Origin of the sequence: Acinetobacter sp. TG2027 (assembly GCF_000302435.1) — a bacterium.
In the GTDB taxonomy this organism is placed as follows: Bacteria; Pseudomonadota; Gammaproteobacteria; order Pseudomonadales; family Moraxellaceae; genus Acinetobacter; species Acinetobacter pittii.
The window spans coordinates 25687-39797 of record NZ_AMJN01000037.1 but is presented as its reverse complement, the minus strand read 5'-3'; the positions used below and the strand labels follow the sequence as shown (position 1 = coordinate 39797).

The window sequence follows — 14111 nt, the reverse complement described above, 5'->3', positions numbered from 1 at the left end:
TTTGCCTTCATTTTTTATTTTAAAGTAAACTGAGTCCTCACATAAAGGAGGAACGACCTCCCCCATAATGGGACATCATGTCGGGACGACCTGACGCTATAAAAATTAGTGAATGTTATGGCTTGGGCTATTTTAATTTTAGCAGGTGTATTTGAAATCATTTGGGCATATTCTATGAAAATGTCCGAAGGTTTTACACGTTTAACCCCTAGTGTTATTACCGTAGTTTTTATGATTTTGAGTGTAGTTCTGCTTTCAATATCAATGAAAACTTTACCTCTTGGCACTGCTTATACGGTTTGGACAGGCATTGGCGCAATTGGGTCATTTCTTGTAGGTATATTTTTTCTTCATGAACCTATTGGAGCTATGCGAATGATTGCCGCTGTATTAATTGTGTCAGGTTTGGTTTTAATGAAAATTTCATCGCCGTCTTAAGAGAATAAAACTATGTTGCTGTCTTATAAGTATATCAATTCGCCTGTTGGGCAATTAAAGCTAGTTGCGAATGAAAATGCTTTAGTGGCAGTACTCTGGGACAATGAAAATCCAAAACGTGTTCGACTGGCTGAGCTGGTCGAACAACTTGAGCATCCAGTATTATTAAAGACAGAACAACAATTAAAAGAATATTTTGAAGGCAAACGCCATGAGTTTACATTACCACTCGATTTCGAAGGGACTGCATTTCAAAAGCAGGTCTGGTCTGCTTTATTGACCATCCCTTATGGTGAAACAAGAAGTTATAAAGATATTGCTGTCCAAATTGGCAATGAAAAAGCGGTGAGAGCAGTTGGCGCGGCAAATGGCAAAAACCCGATTTCCATTATTGCACCTTGTCATCGTGTCATTGGTGCGGGCGGTGCTTTAGTTGGTTTTGCTGGTGGGCTTGATAAGAAAGATATTTTATTAAAACTAGAGCAACAATGAGCCATTTTTGCGCTCGATTTTTTTAGACTTTTCTACTAAGCTGTCCACTATGATATTTCATGAAGAAAGTGCTTCATGGCATCGCTTTTTTTGAAATATTGATCTTATTCAACAAACTTTGGATGTTCTAAAAATGGCTGTCGGTGACGTAACAATGCCACAAATGTATGTGGTAAAAGGTGTAAAAATTGGCTCAACAGAAGCATATGTACGTTACCAAAACCGACGAGATTTAGTCATTTTTGAGTTTGCAGAAGGCTCAAATGTTGCTGGTGTATTTACTCAAAATGCATTTTGTGCAGCACCTGTTCATGTCTCTAAAGCTCATCTTGCCGAAGGTAATCCGCGCTATTTAGTAATTAACACGGGTAATGCCAATGCAGGTACCGGACCTACAGGTTTGAAAAACGCTCAGGATACTTGTGCAAAATTAGCGGAGCTTGCTGGTGTTAATAGTTTTGAAGTGCTTCCATTTTCTACAGGTGTGATTGGTGAGCAGCTTCCGATGGAGCGCTTACTTGCTGGTCTTCAGCCTGCATTAAATAGCGTACAAGATGCTGCTTGGAATGATGCTGCAACTGGCATTATGACAACAGATACTGTGCCTAAAGGCGCATCTGAACAATTTGAACTTGATGGAATTACTTATACCATGACAGGTATTAGTAAAGGCGCTGGAATGATCCGCCCGAACATGGCAACCATGTTAAGTTTCGTGGCAACAGATGCACCTATTAGCCGTGATTTAGTACAAAAGCTACTAAAAACCACGGTTGAGCATTCATTTAACCGTATTACGATTGATGGCGATACTTCGACTAATGACTCTTGTATTTTCGTAGCAACAGGTCAGGCGGGAGGCGCTGAAATTACATCGGACAGTGATGTACGCTACGCTAAAGTGTTAGAAGTTCTTGCTCGTGTAATGAATCGTTTAGCACAGTTAATTGTCCGTGATGGTGAAGGTGCGACGAAATTTATTACTGTTGCTGTAGAAGATGGCGCAAATACTCAAGAATGTTGTGACATTGCATATAGCATTGCGCATTCACCACTTGTCAAAACTGCACTTTTTGCATCGGACCCGAACTGGGGACGTATTTTAGCTGCGATTGGCTATGCAGGCGTTAAAGACTTAGATGTTTCTAAAATTCAAGTGTGGTTAGACGACGTGCAAATCTGTAAAGATGGCGGCGCAGCTGAGGACTATACCGAAGAAGCGGGCGCGCGTGTTATGGCTCAAACCGAAATTACCATTCGTGTTGATTTAGGACGTGGTCAGGCCAAAGACACGGTATATACCTGTGACTTATCTTACGACTATGTCAAAATTAATGCTGATTACCGTTCTTAAATATCAGTTATAATCTAGCCTCGACAAAGAGGCTTTTTTATTAGCCCCATCTTTTGATATTAAATGATTCAATCCATAAATCATTTAAGCAGTAACGTTATATGCGAGCAGGTATGCCAGCATGAAGGATAGAGAAGACGTTTTATGAGTGATGCGACTTTAATTGCCAACGATGCAAAAAACATTGTACAAGCGCATTTAGACCGTTTAGGTGAGCCAAAAGACAATCGCTTAAGTGAAGAAGCAAAACAACAAAAGTTTGCACAGATCGAAGCAGAGCTCAAAAAACGTGATGCTGTCCTTGTTGCTCATTATTATTGCGACCCTGAAGTACAAGAACTTGCCGAAAAAACTGGTGGATGCGTTTCTGACTCTTTAGAAATGGCCCGTTTTGGACGAGATCATGCAGCCTCTACACTGGTTGTGGCTGGTGTTAAGTTTATGGGAGAAACAGCAAAAATCCTGTCTCCTGAAAAAACAATTTTAATGCCGACACTTGAAGCAACCTGCTCACTCGACTTGGGCTGTCCAGTTGATGAGTTTACGGCATTTTGTGATCAGCACCCTGACCACACTGTAGTTGTTTATGCTAATACATCTGCTGCTGTTAAAGCACGTGCCGATTGGGTTGTGACTTCAAGCTGTGCGGTCGAAATTGTTGAGCATCTAGACAGCTTAGGTGAAAAAATTATTTGGGCACCAGATCAGCACTTAGGGCGCTATATTCAAAAGAAAACAGGTGCAGATATGTTGCTTTGGGATGGCGCATGTATTGTGCATGAAGAATTCCGTGCACGTGGTATTGCCAACATGAAAGCACTGTACCCAGACGCTGCTGTATTGGTACATCCTGAGTCACCAGAGTCGGTTGTAGAAATTGCAGACGCGGTAGGTAGTACGTCTCAACTCATTAAAGCTGCGCAGACTTTGCCAAACGAAAGACTGATTGTGGCAACAGACCGCGGTATTTTCTACAAAATGCAGCAAGCTGTACCCAATAAGATTTTAGTTGAAGCGCCAACAGCGGGTGAGGGGGCAACTTGTCGTTCATGTGCGCACTGTCCGTGGATGGCAATGAATGAACTTGACGGAATTTTAGAAGTTTTACAAAAAGGTGATCAGGAAATACACGTCGATCCAGCGCTTGCTGAACGTGCCAAAATGCCTTTAGATCGAATGTTAGCCTTTAGTGCATCGTTAAAACGTTAAAAAACCTCAAAATGCTTGTTAAATATACATTTGATAAGGATTTTTAACTTTTTTTGACAATAGGTGTTGACGTCTGAGGGCGTCGCGCCTAGAATGCACACCGTACCGCACGATGTGCGATACAGCAAAAGCTGAGATAGATCGGAGCATAGCACAGCCTGGTAGTGCACCTGGTTTGGGACCAGGGGGTCGTAGGTTCGAATCCTACTGCTCCGACCACTTAAAATAATATTTTAAGATCGGCGAAGTATCGCATGATAAGCATCATCGGTTAAGCGCCTGTAGCTCAGTTGGATAGAGCATCCGCCTTCTAAGCGGATGGTCACAGGTTCGAATCCTGTCAGGCGCGCCATTTGGTAGCTTGGTACATAGAACTTATTTGATGGTGGATGTAGCTCAGTTGGTAGAGCCCTGGATTGTGATTCCAGTTGTCGCGGGTTCGAATCCCGTCATTCACCCCAATTTCGGAGCATAGCACAGCCTGGTAGTGCACCTGGTTTGGGACCAGGGGGTCGTAGGTTCGAATCCTACTGCTCCGACCATATTTAAAAGCATCCAAGCTTTGAAAATATCTCAAATATTGAAAAGAATTTCTTCTAGTCTTACAGATAGAAGGAATTTTTTTGTTTTTATATATTTAAATTTTAATTCATACACACTCCAATATTTGAACTTATTTATATAAGCTCTGTTATTGATATTTCTGCCTTAACTCATCTTTTTCTTTATCTGATAAAAATGCGATTTTAAGTCCATTTTCTTGAGCTGTATAAATTTGCTCATGGTTTAAACCTGCTAATGGGGCGGCAGTTAAATATTCATGTTGTATCTCAATGCCTTCTACCGCTGGGTCATCTGTATTAATGGTGGCAAGCACACCATGTTCTAAAAAAGTCTTTAATGGGTGTTCTGCTAAAGACGGTACTGTGTTGGTTTGAATATTTGAGGTGAGGCAAGATTCAATACCAATCTGGTGTTTTGCCAAATAATCTAAAAGTTTTAAATCTTGAACTGCTTTAACACCATGTCCAATTCGTTCGGCGCCTAATTCTTCAATGGCTTGCCAAATACTTTCGGGACCGGCAGCTTCACCTGCATGTACCGTAATGTGCCAACCTGCATTACGCGCTTTTTTAAAGTGATCAATAAATAAATTGCCTGGAAAACCAAGCTCATCTCCAGCAAGATCCAATGCTTTAATATCATTTTTATGGGCGAGTAGGGCATTTAGTTCTTTTTCACAGGCTTCTTGACCAAAAGTACGGCTCATAATGCCAATTAAATTCGCTTTTACTCCGTACACCTGACTGCCTTCTTTCACACCAGCAATCACAGCTTCAACCACACCTTCAAGGGGAAGTTGATGTGACATTCCCATATAACCCGGTGAAAAACGCAGCTCTACATAGTCTAGCCCTTGTTGTGCTGCATCTTGCATGTTTTCAAATGCAACACGTTTGCAGGCATCTAAACTTGCTAATACTTTTACACCCCAATCGAGCTTTGATAAAAAACTTAATAAGTCTGGTTGGTTATCCATTACTTGTACATGCGGGCGTAACGTTTCAATGTCGTAGGCAGGTAAATCTAAATTGTATTGTTGCCCCAATTCTAAAATGGTTTGAATGCGGATGTTGCCATCAAGATGGCGGTGTATATCTGTAAGCGGAAGCGTTTTTGTAATCATAGATTTCTTCTTTTCTGTTTGCATTAATTCATCATGCCTGTTTAGAACTGCTGATAAAAGTTTGGATTTGCTATGTTTTTGTGAAAAGCGTTGAGTTGAGTTTTTTGAACTTACTATATTTGTATAAGTTTTAATTTTGATGACATTGTTCTGGCCTAAGAAGATAACTCAGTCTGTGTAAGATACGAGCACCAAGATTTTTATTGTTTTTAATTTCGCTGAGCCTGTTTAGTTGACTCTTCAAGAGTGGATTGGCTGAAGAATGGTCATTGGTATTTTGCCTTTTACTTGTAAAGATGAATAAAGGCTTGCTAAAGACCAAACTGATAAAGCGATTAATTTATCTGTAGAAATCTATTTCTGGCAAGTAAATGAAAAAGAAGAAATAGGAAGCGCTCAAATGAAGTCGGTACTTTGTCATCAAGCAAAACTACAAGTGGTGGACCAACCGAAATTAACGCCTGCAAAAGGGCAAGTTTTATTGGAAGTGGTGCGATGTGGAATCTGCGGTTCAGATTTACATATGCAGCACCACTGCGACCACATGCATGATTTGGCTGTACGTGTCGGGTTTAATGGTTTAGCGAAGTCCACAGACCCGTTTGTACTAGGACATGAATTCTGCGGCAAGGTTTTAGACTACGGCCCAAAAACACGTCATAAATTTAAAGCCGATACACTTGTCTGTGCAATGCCGCTTTTAAATGTAGATCAGCATGGTTATTTATCTACAGGGCTTTCTCCAAATGCTTCGGGTGGCTATGCCGAGCAAGTATTGGCTCAATCGAGCTTGATGTTTGAAGTACCGAATGGTCTAGATGCAGATAGTGCTGCCATGACTGAACCTATGGCGGTTGCATTGCATGCTGTTCGCCGTAGCCGTGTAAAAACTAGTGAACCTGCGATTGTGATTGGCTGTGGTCCCGTTGGGCTAGGTGTCATATTAATGCTTAAAGCAGCTGGGGTTAAAACTGTAGTTGCCAGTGACTTTTCTCCAAACCGTCGTAAGCTTGCCGAGCAATGCGGTGCAGATATTGTGGTAGACCCTAAAGAGACATCGCCATTTGCTAACTGGAAAGAGTTTGGTTTACTTGGCAATGTATCAGATGCGATTAATATGGGCATGGGGCTGTTTGATAAGTTGCAAGCAACTCGCTTACCGTGGTGGCATGGATGGCGCATGATTGATAAATTAGGTGCTCTGCCAAAACGTCCTGTTATTTTTGAGTGTGTGGGCGTACCGGGTGTCTTGCAGCAAATTATTGAAGGTGCACCTTTGTTTTCCCGAATTGTTGGGGTGGGTGTCTGCATGCAAAGTGACAAAATCGAACCAGCACTTGCGATTAATAAAGAGTTAGAAATTCAGTTTGTGTTGGGCTATACACCGCTTGAGTTTAGAGATGCGCTACACATGATTGCAGAAGGGAAAGTGAACTGTTCACCACTGATTACGGGTGTTGTTGGCCTAGAAGGTGTAACTAATGCATTTGAAGCGTTACGTGATCCTGAACAGCATGCTAAAATCTTGATTGACCCGAAACGTAGCGGTTCAGATATTCAATTAATGAGTCATTAATTTCAAAGTCATTTATGCTCAACTAAAAAGGTTGTGATCTCACTAATCACAATCTTTTTTTATTTTTATAGATCGCAATATGTGGCACAAATCAAAGCTGCTGAGCTAATGCGTATTGGTCTTTAGTTGTTCTAGTTCTTGGTAAATCCACTCAACAAATTTTTGAATAGTCGGTGAGATGTCTTGGCTCGAATGAATAAGGTAATACTTTCGGCTACCTTTTAATTTTTTATTGGAAACAATCACCAGTTCCTTTTTTTGTAGTTCAGACTCAATCAACATTTGCGGAATTAGAGCCATTCCCATGTTATGACTGGCAGCAACCGCAAGCATTGAAAATAACTCATGGCGTTGTCCATCAAAAGGCTTCGGGTGTTGCATCTGATGGGTTAGAAACCATTCTTGCCAAATGCTAGGCCGAGTGGTTTGTTGAAGTAGGGGGATTTTCAGTAAATCTTCAGAGCTTAAATCATAGGTATTTTCATTGATCATGACTGCATCTGGAAAATACTTTTCGATGAGTCTCGGCGAGCACACGGGTACAATTTCTTCATCCATTAAATAATGTGCTTGTATGCCGGGCCAGTGATCAATTTGCTGCTGCGTACCTGCAAAAATAGCAGCGTCAAAAATATTGTCATTAAATAAAAAGGGTTTGGTACTGGTTTCTAAGTGAACCGTAATTTCAGGGTGTTTTTGATTTAAAAGATGGAGCTTGGGTAACAACCAGCGCGTTGCAAAGGTAGGTACTACACCTAACTTTAGTGTGCCACCTAAACCTTTATGAGAAATCACATCGGCTGTACATTTCTCTAGTCCTAACAAGTAAGGTTTAATGCTTTTAAAATACTGCTGACCTGCAATGGTGAGTTCAACACCATGCCGAGTACGTATAAAGAGTTCAACGCCCAAGAAATCTTCTAACTGCTGAATTTGGCGCGAGACTGCACTTTGGGTAATACATAACTCTTGGGCAGCATAGGTATAACTTAGATGTTTTGCTGCACTTTCAAAGCAAATCAGGCCCTGAATGGATGGGATACTTCTTCGCATAAATAAATCCTTTTATTTGTCGTCATATTTCAAAACAGCATATGACCTAAATGCAGAGAGCAGAGTTTAGTATAAAAATAAGCCATTTTTAATGAAATACAACGAATTAAATAGTTAAATTTAATGCATCTTATTTTAAATATGCATAAGTTGCATATCTGCATGAACATTTATCGTTTGATTACTGCATTTTTCACGCATAACATCGAGTTAAATAAAGAAGATCAAATCAAGCAGAGGATGCGATGAATCACATGGTGACAACAAAAAAAGCAAAAGTTCAATTTAACTGGCAAGACCCATTTTTAATTGAGCAACAGCTTACCGAAGATGAGCGCATGATTCGTGATGCTGCTCATGCCTATTGCCAAGAACGCTTGCAACCCCGTGTACTTGAACAATTCCGTCATGAAACAACAGATCCATCTATTTTCCGTGAAATGGGAGAGCTTGGCTTACTTGGTCCAACCATTCCTGAGCAATACGGTGGTGCGGGTTTGAACTATGTGAGTTATGGTTTGGTTGCGCGTGAAATTGAATATGTGGATTCGGGTTATCGCTCTATGGCGAGCGTGCAAAGCTCATTGGTGATGGTTCCTATTCATGAATTTGGTACCGAAGAGCAAAAGCAAAAGTATTTACCTAAACTAGCTACGGGTGAATATATTGGTTGTTTTGGTTTGACAGAACCTGATCATGGCTCAGATCCGGGCAGTATGATTACACGTGCTAAAAAAGTTGATGGTGGTTATCGTTTAAGTGGCGCAAAAATGTGGATTACCAACAGCCCAATTGCTGATGTATTTGTGGTCTGGGCAAAAGAAGTTTCTGCTGAAGGCAATGTTGGTGATATTCGCGGCTTCATTTTAGAAAAGGGTTGGGAAGGTCTATCTGCGCCTGCCATTCATGGCAAGGTTGGTTTACGTGCATCGATTACGGGTGAAATCGTGATGGACAACGTTTTTGTACCTGAAGAGAATGCTTTCCCTGAAATTCGAGGCTTAAAAGGCCCATTTACCTGTCTAAATAGCGCCCGTTATGGCATTGCATGGGGCGCAATGGGTGCTGCCGAGTTCTGTTGGCATACTGCACATCAATACACCATGGACCGCAAACAATTTGGTCGTCCGTTGGCTGCAAATCAATTGATTCAAAAGAAACTGGCAGATATGCAAACTGAAATTGCATTAGGTTTGCAAGTGGCTCTACGTTTTGGCCGTATGAAAGATGAAGGTATTGCGTCCGTTGAAGGTACATCTCTAATTAAGCGTAACAACTGTGGGAAAGCGCTTGATATTGCCCGTATGGCGCGTGACATGATGGGTGGAAACGGTATTAGTGACGAGTTTGGCGTAGCACGTCATTTGGTTAACCTTGAAGTTGTAAATACCTACGAAGGTACACATGACGTTCATGCCTTGATTTTAGGTCGAGCACAAACAGGCATCGCGGCATTTAGTAACTAACTCACTCATTTTAAAAGATAGAGGTGTTCTTTCGAGAGCACCTTTAGGGATTTTTACGCAAAAATTTATGGATAATGACAAGATTCATCGTAAGGATACTCATGTAAAGATGTCCTCTGTGTACTTAAAACTAAATATAAGATGATGAAAATATAGAAGATTAAGTCATGCAGAAAACATAAGTAGGCTACCGATGACTCATTTGGGAAAATGAGGAACTAAAGATGAACAATGACGTTCAAGTAATATCGAAAGAATTAAGAACCACATTTCCAAGTAACCTTGGAACATATGAAAGGATTGGACCAAATACATGGAAATGGGCATTGTTATTTGCTTATTTTGCGATGGTGGTCGATGGCATAGATATTATGCTGCTGTCTTATAGCTTGACCAGTTTAAAGGCAGAGTTTGGTTTAAGTACCTTTCAAGCAGGTGCCTTAGGTAGTGCTTCTTTGGCGGGTATGGGTATTGGGGGTATTTTGGGAGGCTGGGCATGTGACAAGTTTGGCCGTGTACGGACCATTGCTAACTCGGTAACTTTCTTTTCGGTGGCGACTTGCTTATTGGGCTTTACGCAAAGCTTCGAGCAATTTATGGCCTTACGTTTTATTGGTGCTTTGGGTATTGGAGCACTGTATATGGCCTGTAATACCTTAATGGCTGAATATGTACCCACCACTTACCGTACAACGGTCTTGGGCACATTACAGACGGGACAAACCGTAGGTTATATTGCTGCGACGCTATTAGCTGGCGCAATTATTCCAGATCATGGCTGGCGTGTTTTATTCTTCCTGACTGTAGTACCTGCTTTTGTTAATATTTTCCTACAACGATTTGTGCCAGAACCAAAATCTTGGCAGCTCACCAAGATTGAAAGCTTACAAGGCAACAGACAACCAAAAGAAATGGTCGTGGCTGAAAAGCCGAAAAGTGGCAGTATCTACAAACAAATCTTTAATAACTTTAAGCACCGTAAGATGTTTTTGTTGTGGATGACCACAGCATTCTTCTTACAGTTTGGTTATTACGGCATTAACAACTGGATGCCAAGTTATTTAGAAACAGAAGTGCATATGAACTTTAAAAACTTAACCAGTTATATGGTGGGTTCATATACCGCAATGATTTTAGGCAAAATTTTAGCAGGGTATCTTGCTGACAAATTTAATCGCCGTGCTGTTTTTGTGTTTGGCACAATTGCCAGTGCTGTGTTTTTGCCAATCATTATTTTCTTCAATACCCCTGACAATATTTTGTATTTATTGATCACTTTTGGCTTCTTATATGGAATTCCGTACGGTGTGAATGCGACTTATATGGCTGAAAGTTTTTCAACTGATGTACGCGGAACAGCCATTGGCGGTGCTTATAACATTGGTCGTGTCGGGGCTGCGATTGCACCAGCCACCATTGGATTCTTGGCTTCGGGCGGTACGTTTACCATGGCCTTTATTGTGATGGGCGCTGCGTATTTTGTTGCAGGTGTATTGCCGGGCTTATTTATTAAAGATCGTCAGTACGATCCGCAAAAACAATCATAAACAATGATAAGAAGGTGCGTTGAGTGCCTTCTAAAAGATAAGGGTATCGTTATGGGTGCATTACAAGGAATTCGGGTTTTAGATTTAAGTCGTGTGCTTGCAGGGCCTTGGTGTGGACAGATCTTGGCAGACCTTGGCGCGGAAGTCATTAAAATTGAACGTCCTCGAGTTGGTGATGACACCCGTATGTGGGGACCACCATGGATGCTCGATCAAGATGGAAACATGACCCGTGAATCTGGTTATTTCCAGTGTACCAACCGCAATAAATATTCAGTTGCTGTGGACATTACCACGCCAGAAGGTCAGGCCTTAATTTATGAAATTGCCAAGACTGCCGACGTAGTAATTGAAAATTATAAGACAGGGTCTTTGGCTAAATATGGTTTGGACTACGCGTCATTAAGTGAATTGAACCCGAACATTGTTTATTGCTCGATTACTGGGTTTGGGCAAGATGGCCCACGGGCAAAAGAACCCGGCTATGATTTTATTATTCAAGGGATGTCTGGCTTAATGAGCATTACTGGCGAGCCTGATGATGCGGCAGGTGGTGGTGCGCAAAAGGTTGGTGTGGCTGTTGTAGATATTCAAACTGGGTTGTATTCAACCATTGCCATTCAAGCGGCCTTGATTGCACGGTCGCACACGGGACATGGTCAGTATATTGATATGTCCTTGCTTGATGTGCAGGTCGCGGCACTGGCAAATCAGGGAATGAACTATTTAGCTTCAGGTAAAGCCCCGCAGCGCATGGGTAATCAACACCCAAGTATTGTGCCGTATCAAACTTTTAAGGCTAAAGATAAAGAATTTATTATTGCTTGTGGTAATGACAAGCAGTTTAAAGATTTGTGTATTGCGATTGGTTATCCAGAGCTACTCGAAAATGAAAAGTTCATACGTAACCAAGACCGCGTCAAATATCGAGATGAACTGATTCCTTTATTGTCCGAGCACTTTTTGCAAAAAACTGCTAAAGAATGGGTTGAGATGATTCATGCTTTAAAAGTACCCGTAGGTGTTATCAACTCTATTGAAGATGCTTTGGGTGAACCACAAATACTACATCGCAATTTGGTGGTGAACATTCCTCATCGTTTAAATGAAAACTTCCAAACCATTGGCTCACCCATCAAACTGTCTGATACTCCAGTTGAATATCATCATGCGCCGCCAGAACTTGGTGAACATACTGCTCAAATCTTATCGAGATTTAAAACAGCAGAGGAGCTGGCTGCATTAAAAGAGAAGGGCATTATTGATGGGAAAATTGCTTAAGCTATTGTCGTTTTTAATGTGATTCAATTGAAATAAAAACTGTGATTTGCAATAAATCACAGTTTTATTATTAGGAAATAAGCGTTTTAATATTTAAAAATAAGCGGCAGCTCTGGTCTGAAATCATGAATCATTCCTTGAAGTTCATGACCAAAACTAATTTCCATTAAGTGTTCCGATCCATCAGTCACTTCAAAATCATCAACTGTATTGAACAGTAACGAAGTAGGATGCTTTTCAAGGTTTGGAATAGAAACCTTAATCGCGGTGATTTCTGATAAATCTTTGCTATGCACAAGTGGTTGTTGTTTGTCTTTTACAGCAAGGTCTGGTCGTGAAGCAAATGAAAGGAAGAACCACATCGGTTCAGATACAACAGAGTCTTTGGCAACATTTACTTCTAAGCTGGCTGGTAAATAGCTTGGCTTGTAAACCCAATTAGGAAATTTTACGCCGTTATCATCTTTATTTTTAGGTCTAAAGCAAATTCCAAAAGGGGATGCGATATTATCTTGAGCACTGAGTCGTTCAAAGAGCAGGGTGGGTTTGGTGAGATCGCTTGAGGCTTCTTCTGGATTATTTAAAAAGATTAATTCGATAAAGCTATTTTTAAAGAAAAATCGTCTGTTTTCGGTACCTTGACCCGGATGCTTATTGGATGAACCTTCTGTTAGACCGAATTTTTTTAAAGTTTCAGCTTCGGGAGCGCCTGATTGTACACAAATAAAAATATGGTCCACTTCCATTTTAAGTTCTCATGCTAATGTTGATGAATATTAAATAATTGATTAATAGAGTTTTTCATGTTTGTCGCAAGTGTTTCATCGAAACCATCGACTAAAAAGCGGCTAATGAGCCCTTCAATCACCGTATAGATCAGCTCAGATAAAGCTTCACCATTGGGTATATTGCAGTTTTGTGCAATCAATACTTTAATCCATTGTTTATGGGCTTTAGAAATAGAAATAATGTCTTGATCATCTTGGTTAGATTCAGCGACAGCTCTTACAAATAAACAGCCCTTAAAAAAATCTTGTCTAAACCAGTTGGTATGCCAATCCAGAATCTTATTGATGGCCTCTAACCCTGTTGCATCTCCCACATAGCCCAAAAGGCTTTGCTTGAATCGCTCATCACGTGCAACGAGCACAGACTTAACCAGTTGATTTTTATTTTTATAGTACGTGTACATGGTGGTTTTAGAGCAGCCAGATTCATCGCGAATCAGGTCAACGCCAACCCCGACAAAACTATTTTCATTAAATAACTTCTCGGCTGTATCTAATATTTTTAAGGCAGATTTTGACATGTGTCTTTTCCAAAAAATAAAATAGTACAGATCTGTACTATTTGAAATTTTATCTATATGCTTTTTAAAAAGCAATGTCTGTTTAAGGAATAAAACCATGTTCTCGATCTTTTATGGCAAAGAAAAACTGGCTCCGTCGCCCACTAAAGTTGATGTCTTAAGAAGCCTTGTTGGGGGGACGCTCAGTATTTTTATACTGTTGTGGTTGAGTAAGCTCACACACAATATCTTTATCATGGCCCCGTTTGGTGCAACCTGTGTATTGCTCTATACCGTGTCGCAGTCACCTTTGGCACAGCCCAGAAATATTATATTTGGGCATCTTATCTCGGCTTTTGTAGGTTTGTTTTTTCTAAAATTTGTCGGCGTTTCCATTTTTACAATTGCTTTTTCCGTGGGCTGTGCCATTGCGCTCATGCAGATTTTTAAATGTGTTCATCCACCTGCTGGAGCTAATCCTTTGGTTATTTTGCTCACCGCAAGCAGCATACATTACGAGTGGAGTTTCTTAATTTTCCCTGTTTTGGTCGGTGCAGTGTCTTTAGTTTTGGTGGCGATGCTGATTAATAATATTAAAGCGAGTACGAAGTGGCCAATGTATGGCTTGGGAATTTTAAATAGTAAAAAGTAGGGAAGGTATGAAGTGTTTTGAGCTTAAAAATAATAAAAGTATTCACTATGTCAAGATAGTGAATACTT

13 protein-coding genes and 4 tRNA genes are annotated in these 14111 nt (G+C 40.7%); 13 read left to right on the top strand and 4 right to left on the bottom strand.

What is annotated here, in order from left to right; genetic code table 11:
* Positions 1 to 117 precede the first annotated feature (117 nt).
* The 8 genes from B806_RS0109450 (at position 118) to B806_RS0109415 (ending at position 4035) form a co-directional block, all read left to right on the top strand.
* A complete protein-coding gene (locus tag B806_RS0109450; RefSeq protein WP_002115842.1) occupies positions 118 to 438 on the top strand; it encodes a multidrug efflux SMR transporter in 321 nt (106 codons plus the stop codon).
* Positions 439 to 450: 12 nt separating this feature from the next.
* Positions 451 to 930 carry a methylated-DNA--[protein]-cysteine S-methyltransferase gene (locus tag B806_RS0109445; protein ID WP_000927478.1) on the top strand — a complete coding sequence of 160 codons (480 nt, stop codon included), beginning with the start codon at positions 451 to 453 and terminating at the stop codon, positions 928 to 930.
* A gap of 133 nt (positions 931 to 1063) precedes the next feature.
* Positions 1064 to 2284, top strand: coding sequence for a bifunctional glutamate N-acetyltransferase/amino-acid acetyltransferase ArgJ (gene argJ / locus B806_RS0109440; protein WP_017387487.1), 1221 nt, complete (start codon positions 1064 to 1066; stop codon positions 2282 to 2284).
* A gap of 144 nt (positions 2285 to 2428) precedes the next feature.
* Positions 2429 to 3493 carry a quinolinate synthase NadA gene (gene nadA / locus B806_RS0109435; RefSeq protein ID WP_002115913.1) on the top strand — a complete coding sequence of 355 codons (1065 nt, stop codon included), beginning with the start codon at positions 2429 to 2431 and terminating at the stop codon, positions 3491 to 3493.
* A gap of 142 nt (positions 3494 to 3635) precedes the next feature.
* Positions 3636 to 3712, top strand: a tRNA-Pro gene (locus B806_RS0109430).
* A gap of 56 nt (positions 3713 to 3768) precedes the next feature.
* Positions 3769 to 3845: transfer RNA gene (locus B806_RS0109425), tRNA-Arg, on the top strand.
* Between the two features lie 33 nt (positions 3846 to 3878).
* A tRNA-His gene (locus tag B806_RS0109420) sits at positions 3879 to 3954 on the top strand.
* 4 nt (positions 3955 to 3958) lie between these two features.
* Positions 3959 to 4035: transfer RNA gene (locus B806_RS0109415), tRNA-Pro, on the top strand.
* A gap of 149 nt (positions 4036 to 4184) precedes the next feature.
* On the opposite strand, the gene add is transcribed toward B806_RS0109415, so the two are convergent.
* Positions 4185 to 5180, bottom strand: coding sequence for an adenosine deaminase (gene add, locus B806_RS0109410; protein ID WP_017387488.1), 996 nt, complete (start codon positions 5178 to 5180; stop codon positions 4185 to 4187).
* Positions 5181 to 5580: 400 nt separating this feature from the next.
* On the opposite strand from add, the gene B806_RS0109405 reads away from it, so the two are divergent.
* On the top strand, positions 5581 to 6756 hold the full coding sequence (locus B806_RS0109405) for a zinc-binding dehydrogenase (protein WP_017387489.1): 1176 nt from the start codon (positions 5581 to 5583) through the stop codon (positions 6754 to 6756).
* A 105-nt stretch (positions 6757 to 6861) separates the two neighbouring features.
* Here B806_RS0109405 and B806_RS0109400 read toward each other — a convergent pair whose 3' ends face one another.
* Complete coding sequence (locus B806_RS0109400) at positions 6862 to 7809, bottom strand: LysR substrate-binding domain-containing protein (RefSeq protein WP_017387490.1); 948 nt, start codon at positions 7807 to 7809, stop codon at positions 6862 to 6864.
* 245 nt (positions 7810 to 8054) lie between these two features.
* Between B806_RS0109400 and B806_RS0109395 the strand changes: the two genes are divergently transcribed.
* From B806_RS0109395 to B806_RS0109385, 3 genes are all read left to right on the top strand, one after another.
* A complete protein-coding gene (locus B806_RS0109395) occupies positions 8055 to 9275 on the top strand; it encodes an acyl-CoA dehydrogenase (RefSeq protein WP_005071193.1) in 1221 nt (406 codons plus the stop codon).
* Between the two features lie 224 nt (positions 9276 to 9499).
* Positions 9500 to 10822, top strand: a complete 1323-nt coding sequence (locus B806_RS0109390) for an MFS transporter (RefSeq protein WP_017387492.1) — start codon at positions 9500 to 9502, stop codon at positions 10820 to 10822.
* 51 nt (positions 10823 to 10873) lie between these two features.
* Entirely contained in the window at positions 10874 to 12103 is a 1230-nt protein-coding gene (locus B806_RS0109385; RefSeq protein WP_017387493.1) for a CaiB/BaiF CoA-transferase family protein, read from the top strand.
* An 86-nt stretch (positions 12104 to 12189) separates the two neighbouring features.
* On the opposite strand, the gene B806_RS0109380 is transcribed toward B806_RS0109385, so the two are convergent.
* Both B806_RS0109380 and B806_RS0109375 read right to left on the bottom strand, forming a co-directional pair.
* Complete coding sequence (locus tag B806_RS0109380; protein WP_017387494.1) at positions 12190 to 12849, bottom strand: VOC family protein; 660 nt, start codon at positions 12847 to 12849, stop codon at positions 12190 to 12192.
* 14 nt (positions 12850 to 12863) lie between these two features.
* Positions 12864 to 13412, bottom strand: coding sequence for a TetR/AcrR family transcriptional regulator (locus B806_RS0109375; RefSeq protein ID WP_025466070.1), 549 nt, complete (start codon positions 13410 to 13412; stop codon positions 12864 to 12866).
* 97 nt (positions 13413 to 13509) lie between these two features.
* Between B806_RS0109375 and B806_RS0109370 the strand changes: the two genes are divergently transcribed.
* Positions 13510 to 14043 (top strand): HPP family protein, encoded by a 534-nt coding sequence (locus B806_RS0109370; protein WP_017387496.1) that lies wholly within the window; start codon positions 13510 to 13512, stop codon positions 14041 to 14043.
* Positions 14044 to 14111 lie beyond the last annotated feature (68 nt).